Source organism: Variovorax endophyticus (genome assembly GCF_025376855.1).
Taxonomy (GTDB): domain Bacteria; phylum Pseudomonadota; class Gammaproteobacteria; order Burkholderiales; family Burkholderiaceae_C; genus Variovorax.
In genome coordinates, this window is record NZ_JAHUTH010000011.1 from 167,053 (window position 1) to 183,730 (window position 16,678).

The 16,678-nt window shown below is 69.3% G+C and carries 12 protein-coding genes; 3 read left to right on the top strand and 9 right to left on the bottom strand.

All coding sequences use genetic code 11. The features are described 5' to 3' along the window. Positions 1-25: 25 nt before the first annotated feature. Genes KV106_RS16860 through KV106_RS16875 form a run of 4 tightly spaced genes read right to left on the bottom strand, consistent with a single transcriptional unit; the run spans position 26 to position 4,033 of the window. Positions 26-892 carry an isocitrate lyase/PEP mutase family protein gene (locus KV106_RS16860; protein WP_261211200.1) on the bottom strand — a complete coding sequence of 289 codons (867 nt, stop codon included), beginning with the start codon at positions 890-892 and terminating at the stop codon, positions 26-28. Positions 893-894: 2 nt separating this feature from the next. Further along, positions 895-1,887 (bottom strand): tripartite tricarboxylate transporter substrate binding protein, encoded by a 993-nt coding sequence (locus KV106_RS16865; protein ID WP_057592716.1) that lies wholly within the window; start codon positions 1,885-1,887, stop codon positions 895-897. Then, complete coding sequence (locus KV106_RS16870; protein WP_314733643.1) at positions 1,884-2,828, bottom strand: hydroxymethylglutaryl-CoA lyase; 945 nt, start codon at positions 2,826-2,828, stop codon at positions 1,884-1,886. The genes KV106_RS16865 and KV106_RS16870 overlap by 4 nt, the downstream gene beginning before the upstream one ends. 8 nt (positions 2,829-2,836) lie before the next feature. Beyond that, entirely contained in the window at positions 2,837-4,033 is a 1,197-nt protein-coding gene (locus KV106_RS16875) for a CaiB/BaiF CoA transferase family protein (RefSeq protein WP_057592729.1), read from the bottom strand. A 163-nt stretch (positions 4,034-4,196) separates the two neighbouring features. Here KV106_RS16875 and prpR point away from each other — a divergent pair, with 163 nt between their 5' ends. Further along, positions 4,197-6,161: a propionate catabolism operon regulatory protein PrpR gene (gene prpR, locus KV106_RS16880; protein ID WP_409976529.1), complete on the top strand. Its 1,965-nt coding sequence runs from the start codon at positions 4,197-4,199 to the stop codon at positions 6,159-6,161. Between the two features lie 18 nt (positions 6,162-6,179). Here the strand turns inward: prpR and KV106_RS16885 are convergent, their stop codons facing one another. Beyond that, positions 6,180-6,920, bottom strand: coding sequence for a DUF4198 domain-containing protein (locus tag KV106_RS16885; RefSeq protein ID WP_261211205.1), 741 nt, complete (start codon positions 6,918-6,920; stop codon positions 6,180-6,182). 23 nt (positions 6,921-6,943) lie between these two features. Beyond that, positions 6,944-9,127: a TonB-dependent receptor gene (locus KV106_RS16890; protein ID WP_261211206.1), complete on the bottom strand. Its 2,184-nt coding sequence runs from the start codon at positions 9,125-9,127 to the stop codon at positions 6,944-6,946. 277 nt (positions 9,128-9,404) lie between these two features. On the opposite strand from KV106_RS16890, the gene KV106_RS16895 reads away from it, so the two are divergent. Then, on the top strand, positions 9,405-10,394 hold the full coding sequence (locus KV106_RS16895; protein WP_261211208.1) for a DUF4434 domain-containing protein: 990 nt from the start codon (positions 9,405-9,407) through the stop codon (positions 10,392-10,394). Between the two features lie 3 nt (positions 10,395-10,397). Here KV106_RS16895 and KV106_RS16900 read toward each other — a convergent pair whose 3' ends face one another. Further along, a complete protein-coding gene (locus tag KV106_RS16900) occupies positions 10,398-11,087 on the bottom strand; it encodes an NBR1-Ig-like domain-containing protein (RefSeq protein WP_261211209.1) in 690 nt (229 codons plus the stop codon). Positions 11,088-11,248: 161 nt separating this feature from the next. Here KV106_RS16900 and KV106_RS16905 point away from each other — a divergent pair, with 161 nt between their 5' ends. Continuing rightward, positions 11,249-12,148 carry a DMT family transporter gene (locus KV106_RS16905; RefSeq protein WP_261211211.1) on the top strand — a complete coding sequence of 300 codons (900 nt, stop codon included), beginning with the start codon at positions 11,249-11,251 and terminating at the stop codon, positions 12,146-12,148. 34 nt (positions 12,149-12,182) lie between these two features. Here KV106_RS16905 and KV106_RS16910 read toward each other — a convergent pair whose 3' ends face one another. Both KV106_RS16910 and KV106_RS16915 read right to left on the bottom strand, forming a co-directional pair. Continuing rightward, positions 12,183-14,972 carry an NfrA family protein gene (locus KV106_RS16910; protein ID WP_261211213.1) on the bottom strand — a complete coding sequence of 930 codons (2,790 nt, stop codon included), beginning with the start codon at positions 14,970-14,972 and terminating at the stop codon, positions 12,183-12,185. Further along, a complete protein-coding gene (locus KV106_RS16915; protein WP_261211215.1) occupies positions 14,969-16,666 on the bottom strand; it encodes a glycosyl transferase family protein in 1,698 nt (565 codons plus the stop codon). Before KV106_RS16915 ends, KV106_RS16910 begins: the two co-directional genes overlap by 4 nt. Between the last annotated feature and the right edge of the window lie 12 nt (positions 16,667-16,678).

The following is a 16,678-nucleotide window of genomic DNA, read 5'->3' on the forward strand; positions in this document are numbered from 1 at the left end:
CGTTGTTGTTCGTAGGGGTGGGGCGCTATCGTGCCCAGCGTTTCTCGAAGTCCCAGACCTCCTCGAAGCCGATGCGCCGGCAGAACTCGTTGAAGTCGAACAGGTCGTCGCCCGGTGCCAGGCTGCCGCCGCTGGCCTTCAGGTGGCGCAGCGCGCGTTCCATCGCGGCCGCGGCCGCGAGGCTGGTCATCGATGGATAGATGGCGAGCGAGAAGCCGATCTCCCGCAGCGTCTGCGCGTCCAGCATCGGCGTCTTTCCGCCGTCGGACATGTTGGCCATCATCGGCAGCTCGAAGGCCGCGCAGGCGCGGCGCATCTCGTCCTCGGACTGCGGCGCCTCGAAGAACAGGATGTCGGCGCCCGCGCGCGCATAGGCCTCGAGCCGGCGCAGCGCCTCGTCCACGCCGAGTTCGGCGCGCGCATCGGTGCGCGCGATGATCAGGAAGTTCTTCTTGTCCTCGCGCGCCTCGGCGGCCACGCGGATCTTGTCGACCATGTCCTGCACCGGCACGCAGCGCTTGAACGGCGTGTGGCCGCACTTCTTCGGGAACTCCTGGTCCTCGAGCTGGATGGCCGTGACGCCGGCCGCCTCGTAGCCGCGCACCGTGTGGTGCACGTTGAGCAGGCCGCCATAGCCGGTGTCGGCATCGGCGATGACGGCCGCGCCGCCGCTGCTGCGCACCAGCGTCGCCATGCGGTCGAGCATCTGGGTGTAGGTGGCGATGCCCGCGTCGGGCAGGCCCAGGCTCGAGGCCGTGAGCCAGAAGCCCGAGCCGTAGACGATGTCGAAGCCGACCTTGGCCGCCATGGTGGCGGCGATCATGTCCTGCAGGCCGGGGATGACGATGAACTCGCGGCGTTCGAGCTTCTCGCGCAGAAGGGGGCTGGCCATCGTCACTCGGCCCGGATGCCGCCGCGTTGCGCGACCTGCGTCCACTTCTTCGTCTCGGCCGCGAGGAAGCTGCGGAACTCGGCCGGCGGCGTGAGCGTGATGTGCGCGCCCTGGTCCTCCATCTGCTTGAGCACGGCCGGGTCGGCCGCCACCTTCTTCAGGTCCTGGTTGATCTGCGCCACGATCGGCGCGGGCAGGCCGGCCGGGCCGAAGAGGCCATACCAGCTCAGCGACTCCACGCCGTCGAGGCCGGCCTCCTTGAAGGTCATCGCATCGGGGAACAGCGCCATGCGCTGCGTGTCGGCCACGCCGACCACGCGCAGCGCGCCCGAGCGCACGTGGGGCAGGGCGGTCAGCACGCTGGTCACGCCCATCGGCAGGTGGCCGCCGATGATGTCGACCATGATCGGCGCGCCGCCCTTGTAGGGCACGCCGGTCGATTGCAGCTTGCCGGCCTGGCGGATCATCTCGCCGGTCAGCCGGGTCTGGCCCTCGGAATAGCCCACGCCCAGCGGTTCCTTGCGCGCGGCCTCGATCACGTCGCGCAGCGTCTTGTAGGGGCCGTTGGCCTGCACCACCAGCACCGAGGGCGAGTTCGCGATGTTGGTGATCGGCGTGAAGGCCTTGTCGGTGTCGTAGGGCAGGCTCTTCATCAGCACCGGGTTGACCGCGTGCGAACCCACCACCAGCAGCAGCGTGTGGCCGTCGGCAGGCGCGCGCGCGACGAAGTTCGAGCCGATCACGCCGTTGGCGCCGGTGCGGTTGTCCACCACCACCGATTGGCCCCACAGGTCCGACAGGCGCTGCGCCATCAGCCGGCCCACGATGTCGGTGCCGCCGCCCGCGGAGTAGGGCACGACCAGCGTGACGGGCTTGGTCGGGAACTTGGCGGCCGGTGCTTGCGCCCAGGCGCCGGCCGAGGCCATGGCGGCCAGCGCGGCGAGTGCCGTGCGGCGGGTGGGATGCGCGGTGAAGGGAGTCGATGGGTTCGTCATGTCGTTGCTGTCTCCGGGGATGTGTTGTTGGATGAATTCGTCTTCTCGCGCTGGCGCCGCAGCCAGGCGATCGCACGGCCGCCGAGCGGGCGCTGCAGCCGTTCCTGCGCGAAATCGATCGCCGCGAGCAGGCCGTCGAGCGAGATGCCGGTCGCAAAACCGCTGCGCTCGGCCATCAGCACCAGGTCTTCCGTGGCGAGGTTGCCGGCCGCACCGGGCGCGAACGGGCAGCCGCCGATGCCGCCCACGCTGGCGTCGAAGCGGCGGATGCCGGCCTCGAGCGCAGCCCAGGCATTGGCGACCGCCATGCCGCGCGTGTCGTGCAGATGGATCGCGAGCCGTTCGGGCGTGATCGCTTCGGCGAGCACGCGCATGCGTTCTTTCACCATGCCCGGCGAGGCCGAGCCGATGGTGTCGGCGATCACGATCTCGCCGGCGCCCGCGGCCTGCATGCGTTGCGCGAGGCGCAGCACCTCGGCCAGCGGGGTCTCGCCCTCGAACGGGCAGTCGAAGGCCACGGCCACATAGGCGCGCGTGCGCAGGCCCAGCGCTTGCGCCGCGGCCAGCGTGCGTTCGCTGACCTCGGTCGCCTGCTCCAGGCCCATGTTGATGTTGCGCTGGTTCATGGTCTCGGTGGCCGAGAGCACGACCGCGATTTCGGCCGCGCCGGCCGCATGCGCGCGCTCCAGCCCCTTGAGGTTGGGCACCAGCACCGAGCAGCGCAGCGCGGGCAGCGCCGCGTGCACCAGCGGCAGCAGCTCGGCCGCGTCGGCCATCTGCGGCACGGCCTTGGGCGACACGAAGCTGGTGGCCTCGATGCTGCGCACGCCGGCCGCCGCGAGCAGTTGCACCAGGCGCAGCTTGTCGTTGGCGCCCAGGTGCACCGGCTGGTTCTGCAGGCCGTCGCGCGGCGCGACGTCGGTGATGTGGATGGCTTCCATCGTCATCTTCAGGCGATGGTGCCGGCCTGGCGCAGCGCGTCCAGCTTCGCGTCGGAATAGCCGACCCAGTCGCCGAGCACGCGGCGCGTGTGCTCGCCGAGCGACGGCGGGCTGCCGTAGGCCTTCGGCGCGGCGGCCGAGAGCTTGATCGGGTTGCCCGGCATGCGCACGGTCTCGCCGGTGTGCAGCGGCACCTCGACCACCATGTCACGCGCCAGCACCTGCGTGTCGCCGAGCGCCTGCGCGAAGTCGTTGACCGGCCCGCACGGAATGCGCGCCTGGCGCAGCCGCTCGAGCCAGTGGGCGGTCGGCTGCTTGCGCAACTCGCCGGCGATCAGCGCGTCGATCCCGGCCTTGGCCGCGAAGCGCACCGGCTGCTGCCGGTAGGCCGGGTCGCGCAGCTCCGGCAGGTCGATGAACTCGACGAAGCGCTCGAAGAAGGGGTCGCCGATGCAGGCGATGATGATGTGGCCGTCGGCCGTGGGATAGCTGTTGTAGGGCACGTGCACGAAGTGGCCGTTGCCGATGCCCGCGGGCACGTGGCCCGACATCAGGTGCATGGTCGCCATGTAGTTGAGCAGCGAGATCTGCGCGTCGAGCATCGAGATGTCGACGTGCTGCCCGCGCCCGGTGCGCTCGCGCTCGGCCAGCGCCGCCAGCACGCCCATCGCGCCGAACATGCCGCCGCCGAGGTCGCCGATCGGGATGCCGCTGCGCGTGGGGCCGCTTTCGGGCGTGCCGGTGATCGACATGCCGCCGCCCATCGCCTGCACCACCTGGTCGAAGGCCGGGCGCTGCGTCTCGGGGCCGGTCTGGCCGAAGCCAGTGACCGAGCAGGTCACGATGCGCGGGTTGACCTGCGACAGCGATTCGAAGTCGATGCCCAGGCGCTGCGTGACGCCGACGCTGAAGTTGTCGAACACCACGTCGGCCCGGCGCACCAGGTCGAGGAACACGGCCTTGCCCTCGGGGCTCTTGAGGTCCACGCAGACGCTCTCCTTGTTGCGGTTCAGCGTGAGGTAGTAGGCGCCCATGCCGCCGCGTGCGTAGTCGGGATCGTTCTCCAGCAGGCGTCGGGTGCCTTCGCCGCTGCCGGGCGGCTCGACCTTGATGGTGCGCGCGCCGAGGTCGGCCAGCAGCATGGTGCCGTAGGGGCCCGACAGCATGTGCGTCAGGTCGAGCACCGTGATGTGTTCGAGTGCCAAGTCGTGTGTCTCCTGAAAGACCTTGGTGTTGCACGGCATGTGCCAGCGCATGGGGATGGAGGCAAGTCGTTGATGTGAAAGGATATTTTTCAAGAGACTCGGGTTTTCACTGTGTCTTGTGCGACATGAATGAAACGCTGGGCATGTTTCAATGCAACGCATGATGGAACGCCCGCTCCCCTCCGACCCGGCCTCGCCCGCGCGCCGCGGCCTGCCGCGCCTGTGCTTCCTGAGCTACCGCCAGATCCGCGAATTCGCGCTGCCCGTGGTGGCCGAGTACGTCGGCCGCGCCGAGATCGAGGTGGTCGACGGCACCTTCGGCGACGCGCTCGCGATCGCGCGCGACCGCCTCGAGCGCGGGCTGGTCGATGCCTTCGTCAGCGCGGGCTCGAATGCGAGCATCCTGCGCGCCGGCCTCGAGGCGCCGGTCGCGACGATCCAGCTCGGCGGCTTCGACCTGATGCAGGCGCTGATCAAGGCGCGGCGCATCGCCAAGCGCGTGGGCGTGGTGATGTACGGCCAGACCATTCCCGAGCTCGACGAGGTCAAGGACCTGCTCAACATCGAGGTCAGCCAGTACGCCTACCGCACGCCCGACGACGCACGCCAGCGTTTCGAGTCACTGCGCCGCGAGGGCTTCGACGTGATCGTGGGCTCGAGCCTGGTGGTGGAGCTGGCGCAGCAGGCGGGGCTGCACGGCCTGCTGGCCTATTCGCTGTCGAGCATCCGCAAGGGCTTCGAGGACGCGATGGAGCTCGCGCGCGTGGCGCGGCTCGAGGCCGGGCGCTACGAGCAGCTCAACGGCGTGCTGCACAACCTGCAGGAGGCGGTGCTCGCGGTCGACCGCGACAACCGCATCATCGCGGTCAACCCGCCGATGCAGCTGCTGCTGGGCCATGCGCCCGCGCGCCTGCTGGGCCGCTCGCTCGAAGTGATGCAGCCCGAGCTGTCGCTGCAGGCCACGCTCGACCAGGGCCTGGAGGAGCGCGCGCTGGTGCAGCGCTTCGCGCAGCGCGACTGGGTGGTGAACCGCACGCCGATCCGCGAGCACGGCGAGATCGTCGGCGCCGCGCTCACGCTCTACGACGCGCGCGCGATCCAGGAAGCCGACACCAGCCTGCGCATGCAGCATGGCCGCCGCCAGAGCGCGGCGCGGCACCGCTTCGCGAGCCTGGTGGGCCACAGCCCGGCTTTCGCGCGCGCCGTGCAGACCGCGCAGCGCTTCGCGCGCAACGACCTCACGGTGCTGATCGCGGGCGAGAGCGGCGTGGGCAAGGAGCTGTTCGCGCAGTCGATCCACAACGAGAGCACCCGCGCGGGCCGGCCCTTCGTGGCGGTGAATTGCGCGGCCTTTCCCGAGGCGCTGCTCGAGAGCGAGCTGTTCGGCTACGAGGAGGGCGCCTTCACCGGCTCGCGCCGCGGCGGCAAGCGCGGCCTGTTCGAGACCGCGCACACCGGCACCCTGTTCCTCGACGAGATCGGCGACATGCCGCTGCACCTGCAGACGCGCCTCTTGCGCGTGCTGCAGGAGCGCGAGATCACGCGGCTGGGCGCGACCGCGCCGATTCCCGTCGACGTGCGCGTGATCGCCGCCACGCACCAGCCGCTGCAGCAGATGATCGCCGAGCGGCGCTTTCGCCAGGACCTCTACTACCGCATCAACACCCTGCGCCTGGTGCTGCCGCCGCTGCGCGAGCGGCGCGAGGACGTCGCGCTGCTGGCCCAGGTGCTGGTGGAACGCTGCCTGCAGCGGCAGGGACATGGCGCGCTCGATGCGCGGCGTGCTCTGGCGCCGCTGATGCCGCGCCTGCTGGCCTACGGCTGGCCCGGCAACGTGCGCGAACTCGAAAACGTGGGCGAGCGCATCGCCGTGTTCCTCATGCAGTTCGAGCGCATCGAGGAGATTCGCTGGGAGGAGCTGCGGCACGAATGCCCGGAGCTGTTCGCGGACGAGAGCGCCGTGCCGGTCGAGGTGAGCGGCGTGCCCGCGAAGTCGCAGTGGCGCGAACTGCTGGCCGCGAACCGCGGCAACCGGCAGCAGACCGCGCTGCAGCTGGGGGTGAGCCGGTCGACCTTGTGGCGGTGGCGGCGGGAGACGGAGAGCGCGCCCGACGATCCGCCCGCGTAGAACGCGGGCGGCGATCGATCACTTGTTCGGCGCAGCCGCAGGCCCCGCCGGCAGCGCCGCGATGCCGTCCGCCTTCACGTACGTCAGCGTCGTCACGTAGCTCACGCTGTCGAACTTCTCGGGACCGTTGGCACCGGGCCGCTCGCCGGCCACGGCGTCGCTGACGCTGACCTCGGCCACGTAGGTGCCCTGCCACGGCAGGTCGAACTTCACCAGGCCCTGTTCGTCGGTGTGGCCTTCCTTGGCCCAGCCCGATTGCGTGACCAGCGCGACCTTGGTCTTGGCCTTGGGCTGGCCCTTGAAGAACAGCTTGAACTCGCCGGCATTGCCCGCGGGCACGATGTCGAGCACCAGCTTCGGTTGCAGCGGCGCGAAGCCGGTGACCAGGCGCGCGGCCGGGTGGTAGCGGCCGACGGTCTGCTTGTCGCCCTGCTTGCGGTTGAACAGCGGATAGCCCGCGTCCTCGGCCACGATGCTCTCGCCGGCCGCGGCGCCGAAGGGCAGCGCGAAGCCGCTGGCGGTCTTCTGCGCGTCGACGCTCTGCTCGCCCCTGGCCGACACCAGGGTGGCGGTGGGCTTGCCGAACTTGTCGAGCAGGCCCGGCGAGACCTCGCGCAGGTTCTCGCCGAACTCGCCGAAGCGCACGACGGCGGTCTTCTCGCCGGCCGGCTGCTCGATCCAGATCTGGTGCGCCTGCGCGGCACCCGCGAGGCCCAGCAGGGCGAAGGCGGCGGTGGCGATGGCGGTGATGCGGTTCATGCGTAAAGCTCCTTGGTTCAGGTTCAGAAATCGACGGTGGCCGACAGCATCAGCGTGCGCGGCGCGCCCACGGTGACGTAGGTGCTGGTCACCCAGTAGTTCTTGTCGAACACGTTCTCGAGGTTGGCGCGGAAGGTCACGGGCTTGCCGCCCATCTTCGTGGCGTAGCGCGCGCCGATGTCCAGTCGTGTCCAGCCCGGCACGCGCAGGATGTTGGCGGCGTCGGCATACACGGAAGACGTGTGGATCACTCGGCCGTTCAGGCTCAGGCCCGCCACCCACGGCGTGTCCCAGTCCAGGCCCAGGTTGAAGGTGCGGTCGGGCACGCCGGCCGCGTCCTTGCCCTGGTTGGTGCCGCCGGCGGTGCGCGTGAGCTTGGCGTCGTTGAAGGCCGCGCTGGCCATCACGCGCAGGCCCTGCTGGAGCTCGCCGTAGGCCGTGAGCTCGAGGCCGCGGTTGCGCTGCTCGCCGCCGAAGCTGTAGACCAGCGTGGCCGGGTCGGTGAGGGCATTGGGCCGCGTGATCTGGTAGACGGCGGCCTGCGTCGTGAGGCGGCCCCAGTCGACCTTCACGCCGGCTTCGTACTGCTTCGACTTCTGCGGCGCGAAGGTCTCGCCGACGTTGGCGGTGCCCGGGCCGGCCGTGCCGCCGCGCGTGAGGCCGGCCGTGTAGTTGGCATAGACCGAGACGTTCTGCACCGGCTTGAACACCAGGCCCACCAGCGGCGAGGTCGCGCTGGCCTTGTAGCGACTGGTCGATGCGCCCGAGGTCTGCGAGAAGTTCTCCTGCTCGATGGTCTGGTCGCGCAGGCCCAGCGTCGCGAGGAAGCGGCCGTCGGCGAAGGACATGGTGTCGGCCAGCACCACGCTCGACTGCTTGAGCTCGGCCGACTTCACCGCGGGCGTGCGCGGCGTGGTCACCAGCGGCAGTGGAGAGGGAAAGTACAGGCTCGACGGATTCGTGGTGCGCGAGGTCGCGTAGAAGAAACCCGACTCCTGGTCGAGCAGGTTCACGCCGAGCGCCAGCGTGTGGCCCACGCTGCCGGTCTTGAACTTCGTGCGCACGCCGGCATCGGCCGCGGTGGTCTTGCTGTAGAAGTCGTAGTAGGCGTTCGAGACGTTGAAGTTGCCCAGCGAATTGGGCCGACCGCTCGGGAACACCTGCTGGTAGTCGAGGTCGGTGTAGCCCACGCTGCCGTAGACCATCGTGCTGTCGCTGATGTCGTACTCGACGCGCGAGATGGCGGTCTTGACGTTGTCGTTCAGCTCGGTGCCCGGGTAGAAGTTCAGGCGCGCCGACGGCGGTTCGGGAATGCGCGTGATGCCGGCCGCGAAGCTGGTCTGCGGGCGGAATTCGCGCGTCTCGCCCTTGCTCGCGAAGGCGTCGAGCGACCAGCGCAGGCGCGTGCCGAGGTAGTCGAGGCCCAGCGAGCCGAGGCCGAGCTTCTGCTTGCCGTTATCGATGTTGCCCTCGCCGTTTCGGAACACGCCGTTGACGCGCACGCCCCACTGGTTCTCGTCGCCGAAGCGGCGGCCCACGTCGAGGTGCGTGCCGAGCTGGCCCTTGCTCATGTAGGTGGTGGTCAGGCGCGTGAGCGGCACGTCGGCCGCGCGCTTGGTCACCACGTTGATGCTGCCGCCCACGCTGCCGCTGGGGCCGACGCCGTTGGCCAGCGCGCCCGGGCCCTTGAGCACTTCGACGCGCTCGATCATCTCGAGCGGCACGCGCGTGGTGGGCGTGAGGCCGAACAGGCCGTTGAGCCCGATGTCGGCGTTGGGCACGGTGAAGCCGCGGATCTGGAAGTCGTCGCCGAAGCCGCCGCGCGAGGTCAGCGGGCGCACCGAGGCGTCGTTCATCACCACGTCGGCCACGCTCAGCGCCTGCTGGTTCTGGATCAGCTCGGCCGTGTAGTTGGTGGTGCTGAACGGCACGTTCATCAGGTCGGTGATGCCCAGGATGCCGAGGCTGCCGCCGCGCGCGAACTGACCGCCGGCATAGGTCTTCTGCAGGCCGCCGATGGCTTCGGCTTCGCCGGAGACGACGACTTCGCCGAGCTGGCCCGTCGCGGGCGCGGTGGCGGTCTGGGCCGCGGCGCCGGCGGCGGCGAAAGCCAGGCAGACGGCCAGGCAATGGCGTGCCAGGGGGCGGAGGGAAGAGGGGGGAACGGTGGAGGCGGTGCGGGAGGCGGGAGCGGAACGGGAGGACATCGGTCGGGGATCGGCGAGAAAGAGCAGGCACCGGCGAGCCGGTGCGGGGGCGGGGCGAGGTCGGAAACGGGTCGGCACGACGCTGGCGGGCCAGCATGGCCGGGCTCTGGCGAGCTTGCTATGAATGAAAACGATTCTCATCATAGGTTGGCGTTGCTGCAAACCTTCCTATGCCTTTTGACCTTTGTGGACAAATGTGTCCTAGAGACCACAGCGACCCGCGGCCCGCCGCCGGAGCGCGGAGCCGTTGCGCGGGACGCGCCGATACTGTGGCCCGATGTCTTTTCTCCCCGCGCCCTTGCCGCTCCCGCTGCTTCGCCGACGCAGTTGCCTGATGCTGGCCGCGGCCGCCCTGCTGGGCGCCTGCACCGCGCCGCCGCCGAGGTTCCAGGGCAGCTTCCTGCAGCCCTGGAAGAGCCACGAATCGCTCTCCATCGACGAATGGAGGCGCCGGCTGCGCATCACGCGCGCACTCGGTTGCGACGAGATCGTGTTGCAGTGGAGCGCCCTCTACGGCGGTGCAGTCGACTGGACGCTGCCCGACAGCCTGCTCGCCATGCTGTTCGAGGAGGCCGCGCGCGAGGGCATGGGCATCCGCATGGGCCTGCCCTACGACGAGAGTTGGTGGAAGGCCATGGGCTCGAAGGATCCGGCGGTGCTGCCGTCCTTGCTGGCCACCGCGCGCGATCGCTGCCTGCGGTTCATGGAGTCGGCGCGCTGGCCCAAGCTGCCGGGCTTTCGCGGCTGGTACCTGCCCTACGAGCTCGACCAGTACAACTGGGCGACGGCCGAGCGCCAGCAGCAGCTGGTGGACTGGCTCGACCGCATCGCAACCGTCGCCCGCCGCACGGGCGGCCAGCCGCTTGCGGTGTCGACCTTCTTCAGCCGGCTGCCGACCGAGGGCTCGCTCGCGGAACTCTGGTCTCGGATCCTCGACCGCGTGCCCCTGCGCCCGATGTTGCAGGACGGCGTGGGCGTGGGCGGCATGGACAACCTCACGGGGCTCGAGCCGCTGCGCGCGCTGCTGCGGCGGCGTGGCGTGGCCTTCGATCTGGTGGTGGAGTTGTTCGAGCAGTTGCCCGTGCCACTGGGGAGCGAGGAGGGTTTCAAGGCGCGTGCCGCGACGCCCGAGCGCGTGCGACGGCAGATGGAGATCGCGCGCGGCTATGGCGCCGAGCGCGTGATCGCGTTCGCGATCGATCCGTGGGTGGTGGGGGAGACGCCGGAGGCGAAGCGCCTGCTCGAAGCGTGGGGCGTCGCTTTCTAGGTCCTACTGCGCCATCACCGTCACGACGACGTGGAAGAAGAACTTGGGGCCGAAGCAAGGAACGCCTTCCGCATTCGTCATGCGCCAGATCGATGCCACGGTGCAGGTGTCTTTCGGTGCCGCAAAGTCCACGCCGATGTGCACGGGTTGCCCCGGCAAGGTGTCGGGCACTTCCACTTCGCGATAGAGGCTCGCCAGATAGGCCTCCTGAACCGCCTCGAGGCTGCCGTCCGGCAGCCGTCTCGCGATCGCGTACTCGCCGTCGACGCGGATCAGGCGACGCCCGCGCCAGGGGCGCGTGCCGAGGTTCTGGATCTCCCAGATCTTTCTGAATGTCTCGCCGGGCGAGACCACCGCATGGTCGGGTGTGGTGACGTCGGCGTTGAAGGCCGCGATGTCGTTCGGGTCGTGAGGATTGTGCGAACGATTGGTCGGCAAGGGGAAGGCACCGAAGGCCGTCGAACCCTCGAGGGCTGCGTAGTAGCGAAAGAGGAGGAGGGGCGAAACCTGCAGCGCCCCCGCCAGCTTGATCAGCGTGCGTACGGACGGGTCGCGCTTGTTGCCATTGGCGAGTTCGTAGAGATAGGTACGGGCAAGGCCCGCTTCAGCCGCGATGGCGGTGAGTGACCTCCCCAGCTCTCTGCTGCGGCGCGCCAGCAAGGCGCGAAGTGGCTCCGTCGTCTTCGATGGCATGCGTCCTGGCCGCGAGGACCTCTCCCTTTCAGTCGCATGCAGCGTACACCAAAACTGACACTCGGTCCGCCACTTCTTACGGGTGGGTTTTGATAATTCGCGCCGAGGAATAACGGCGCTCGAACCGGATGTTCCCCTGTTCTGGAAATCCGAAAGTCATGATGAATTCAATCGAACAGACACATCATCGAAGGCGGCAATGGGAGGTCGCTTTGATATTCGTCGCGGCGCTGTGGGGATGGTCATTCGTCGCCATTCACGATGCCTTGAATGGCATGAGCGACTCGGCCTTCAATGCCTGCAGATTTCTCGTGGCAGCGGTTGCGATGTTGTTGATGGCCGCCGCGCGTCGGCGGCGTATCTCGAAGATCGATCTCGTGCAGGGAAGCATGGTGGGGATGGCCCTCTACCTCGCCTTTCTCTTTCAAACCAAGGGACTGAAGTTCACCTCGGCCTCGAATGCCGCCTTCATCACGGGCTTGGCGGTGATCTTCACGCCGCTGCTGCTGTTCTTCTGGCGCCATGTGAAGCCCGAAAGACGGCAGGTCGTTGGCATTTTTCTGGCGACGATCGGATTGGCCTTGCTGACACTGAAAGGTCTGAGTGTTCGATGGGGCGATCTGCTGGTGTTGATGTGCGCGGCTTCATTTGCGTTGCATATCATTCTTCTATCTCGCGCCAGCAAGATGGCAGATGCCTTCAATATCGCGCTGATTCAGATATCCGTCGTCGGACTTCTGTCTTTGGCCCAATCGGTTGTGTTGGGGGAGTGGGCCATTCCTACAGCCGGGGCGGCGGTCAACGCGATACTCGTGATCGGAGTCCTTGGCACAGCGCTTGGCTTCTATGTGCAAACCAAAGCGCAAGTCGCCTCATCACCCAACAGGATCGCTCTGATCATCGTTCTGGAGCCGGTATTCGGCGGCCTGTTCGGCTACTTTCTCGCCGGCGATCGACTGACGCTTCAGAACTGGATCGGTGCCGCATTGATCGTGGCCGGGATGCTGATCACGGAGATCCGTCTAGCGAGAGACCGATCCGAACCGAGCACGCATCCTTGATGTGCCTGCGGTCGTCGACCGGGCCCGCATGGGCCTAGTACGACAACGTCAGATTCAAGAACACCCCCTTCGCTCGCCCCGCCACCCCTCCCAGCGTGGTCCGGTACTGCAAGCTCGCATCCACGTGCGAGCGCTGCGCGTTGTAGCGATCCTCGTTGAACCAGTAGCGCAGGGTGATGCCCGCGCCCGCGCCGGCCGACCAGCTCGATCCGCGGTCGGACAGGGCCACGCTGTCGAAGCCCGCGATCGGCACGCCGCTCGCGCGGTTGCGGTTGGAGAACCAGTCCGCGGCGAGCGTGACGTGGGGGAAGAACACGAGGCGATCGTTGTAGTCGGTGACGAAGCTGCGCCCGATGCGCACCTCGCCGGCCGCGAAGCCCTGGCCGCGCTTGAGGCGGCCGCTGCCGTCGGCGAGCACGTTGCCGGCGGTGTCGCGCACGGTGTAGGCGGCCGGCATGTCGAGCAGGGTGTAGCCGGCCTGCAGGTAGCCCTCCATGGTGAACCAGCTGCGCGTGTCCACGCGCAGGCCTGTGCCCTCGTAGAAGCCGTAGAGCAGGTAGGCCTGCCAGCCGCCCGAACCCGTGTCGGCGCGGTAGTCGAGGGCCGCGGAGCGGTTGTTGAGCTGGCAGCGCAGGCTCGCGGGCGCGGGATCGATGGTGCCGGAACGCGTGGCGCTGCCCAGCATGAACTGCCGCTCGAGGCCGAAGGTGAGGCCGGTCGACGTGTCGGGCGTGTAGCGCACGCCGAGGGCGCCGCTGGTCGAGGGCAGGCCCGCGATGCCGCGGGTGCGCTGCTCGGGCGTGATGCCGATGCCGCCGCAAGGGTTCTGCACGAGCTGCGCGGCGGTCACGTCGGTGCCGGCGTGCAGGGTGGTCGAGAGGCGGCCGTAGACGTCGAAGATGCTGCGGTTGGTGTTGAGAATGCCGCTCGGACGCCAGAACACCTCGGTGGTGTTGAAGCTCGCGTTGCCGGGCACGGCCACCGGCTGGCCGGGCAGCCCGAAGGAGGCGGCATGAGCGCCGCGGTAGCCGACGGTGCTGTTGACGCCCCATTCGCGCGAATAGCTGGCGATGGTGCTGCGCAGGTCGTGGAGCTGTTGACGGTCGAGCGAGAGCCAGCCCACGTCCTCGTCGTCGACGGCCTGGCGCAACGTGGCGGCCGCGCCGGCGCGGTCGCCGGTGCCGGCGGCCGCCTGCGCCTCGTCGAGCAGGTTGCTGCGCGGGGCCTGGCCGGTGTTGCGGGCCGCGACGAAGTCCTGCAGCGCGAGCGCCGGGTCCTTGTTGGCGATGTGCAGGTAGCCGCGCTGGCGCAACAGGGTGGCGTTGGCGGGCTGCGCGGCGATCGCGGTGTCGAGCCGCTGCAGCGCCTGCTGGCGTTCCGCGGTCGTGCCCGCGGCGAGCGTGGTGGTCAGCAGCCTCTGGCGCGATGCGTCGTCGGGCCGTTCGGCCGCGGCCTGCTTCGCCAGCGCGATGGCCTCGGGATAGCGCTTCTGCGCATAGGCTGCGTAGGCGCGCGTGGCGGCATCGCCGGCCTGCGGCGAGTCCCAGGGCGCGAGCGCGCAGGCCGGGCCCTCGGGCGTGTCGTTGCAGAGCTTCACGGGCGCATAGGCGGTGACCGGCGGCGTGGCAGGCGAGCCCCAGCCGCTCGCCGCATCCTCGGCCCGCTGGCGGCGCGAGCGCACCTGCGTGTCGTCGGGCGGCAGCGGCGCGAGCAGCGCGCGCGCGCGCTCGCCGTCGCGCGCGGCCAGCGCGAGGTCGACACCGATCAGGCGCGCGTCGCGGCGCTGTATCTCGTCGACCTGCGCATCGGCGATCACGGCATCGACATCCTGTTGCGCCTCGCCGCCGCGCGACAGCTGCTGGCGCAGGTAGGCGCGCTGCAGCCGCAATGCCGCGCCGTCGTCCTGCGCGGCCAAGGCATCGGTGGTCGCCTGTTCGGCACCTTCCAGGTCGGGCACGGCCTGCAGTGCATCGATCAGCAACTGGCGATGGCTCGCGACATCGGGCGCGATGCGCACCGCCTCGCGGGCCTCGTCGACCGCCGCGCGCGGCTGCTGGCGCGACAGGGCGTCGTAGGCTTTCTGCGCATGCCGCAGCGCGATCGAACGACTGGCCTGCCGCACGCGCGCGGCGATCTCGGCGGCGTTCGGCGCGCCCAGCTCCAGCGCGGTGGCTACCGCCTGCACGATTTCGTCGGAGCGCTGCTGCCGTGCGAGCGCGTCGAGCCACAGCAGCACCCAGGGGCCCTGGCTCGGATCGGCGCGCACCGCTTGTTCGGCCGACCTCGCCGCCTCGGCATCGCGGCCCTCGGCGTAGTCGCGGTAGGCCTGCGCCGCGAGCGGGAAGCCCGCGCGGTAGGCCTCGGTGCCGGGCGTGCCGTCGGCGGGCGTGGCGCGCAGGTTGGCCAGTGCCGTGCGCAGCGCCGCGTTGCCATGGCCCTGGTCGATGGCACGCTCGGCCGCGCGCGCGGCCTCGTCGTTGCGCCCCAGCTTCTGCAGCGCATACACGCGCAGCAGGTGCACGCGCTGCGCCGCGGGTTGCAGCCGCAAGGCGGCATCGGCGCGCGCGAGCGCGGTCTCGAAGTCGCCGCGGCCATAGGCCTTGAAGGCCTGGTCGGCCAGTTGCCAGGCACGGCCATGCGATGAGCGCTTGCGCGGCGCGGTGCGCGTCGGCGCCGGCGCGGCGCCGGGCGTGGAAGCGGTTGAAGCCGACGTCGAGGGCGAAGGCGCGGCCGGCAGCGAATGCACGGCGGCGAACGCGGGCACCGCGGGCCAGGCCGCGGCCAGCGCGACCGCCAGCAGCGTGCGGTTGTCGAGCCCCTTCATGCCGGCACTCCCTGCGCGCCCTGCGGCGCGAGCGGCGCCAGCACCGAATCGCCGCGCTGGAACGAGATCGCCTCTTCGAGCGTGCCCGCGTCGAGCCAGCCCTGCTCGAGCAGGATGCTGCCGAGCTTGCGGCCCGTGCCGCGCTGGATCGTGAGCGCGTTGTCGAGCTGCGTCTCGTCGATGGCGCGCCACGACAGCAGCACTTCGCCCAGCCGCTGGCGCTGCTGCACCAGTTGGTCGGCCGATGGGAAGTCGTGCATGGTCTTGTCCCACACCAGCCGCTTGCCGAACAACTTGTGCGAGAGGAACAGCTTCCATGCGCGCGCCGCGGCCATGGCGTTGATGAAGTTGCCGATCACCATGCGCGGGATCGACAGCAGCCCGTGCTCCCAGCCATAGAGCGCCGACACGAAATGGAAGCGCTGCGCGAAGCGCAGCAGCAGCGCCACGGCATTGAGCTCCATCACCGTCATGAGCCAGCCGCCCGACTGGAAGATCGACGGGTAGTAGACGGTCCACCAGCCCATGGCGTCGGCGAAGAAGAAGAGGAGGAAATTGAGCATCAGCAAATAGCCGAGGATGGCCACGAAGGCGGTGAACAGGCCCTTGCGGTCGCGGAAAAGCAGGTACTTGGTGGCCAGCGAGCCGGCCCAGCCCATCTGCTCCCAGCCCTGCAGGCCGATGCCCAGGGTCCAGCGCGCCTTCTGGCGGTAGGCGGTGCGGAAGGTGTCGGGGAAGTATTCGCGCACGCCCAGCGGCATGCGCAGCGAGCCGAGCTTCTCGCGGCCGGCGCCGAACCAGGCGGTGCGCCGCGTCACGTACTCGACGTCGAACTTGCCGAAGATCTGCTTCATGCCGAGCCGGCCCAGGCGCGCGCCGATGTCGTAGTCCTCGGTCAGGCTGGCGGTGTTGAAGGGCTGGTTGTCGAGCTCTGCGGCCAGCGTCTGCAGCGCGCGGTGCGAGAAGCAGGTGCCGACGCCGGCCGAGGGCACCATGCGCGACAGGCTCTCGCGCACCACGAGGTCCTTGCTGTGCCACTCGGCGAACTCGTCCATGTAGGTGCCGGCCACCAGCTCGAACCAGTGGCGCTCGAGCGAGGTCACGGGCAGCTGGATGAAATCCATGCGCGGCAGCAGGTAGTTGAAGTACTTGAGCTCGAGCGGATGCAGCACGTCCTCGCTGTCGTGCAGCACGACGCCCGCGAAGGGCTCGCCCATGGTGCGCTCGTGCTGGAACAGCGCCTGCACCACCCAGTTGAGGCAGTCGGCCTTGCAGGTGGGGCCGTCGTGCGGCACCTCCACGCGCACCAGCTGGCGGTAGCGCCGGCGCATGCGCTCCACTTCGGCGATGGTGCGCGCATCGTTGCGGTAGGTGCCGACGAAGATGGCGTAGTTCTTGTACTCGAGCGTCGACACCATGTTGGCGAGCATCGGCGCGATCACGTCGTACTCGAGCCAGGCCGGCACCATGATGGCCATCGGCTGCTCGCGCGCCGCGCGCAGCTGCGCGGCGGTCAGGCGCCGGTAGCGGCGGCGCACGGTCAGCGAGCGGTAGATCTCGCGCACCCAGTACCAGGCATCGACGAACAGGTCGTCGATGCTCGACAGCAGGATCACCACGCCGACGACCGCGGTCACGATCTCCAGACCGCGGTAGTAGTCGGCCAGCAGGAAGGGTCCGTAGAGCTCGAACATGCGGCTTCGGTC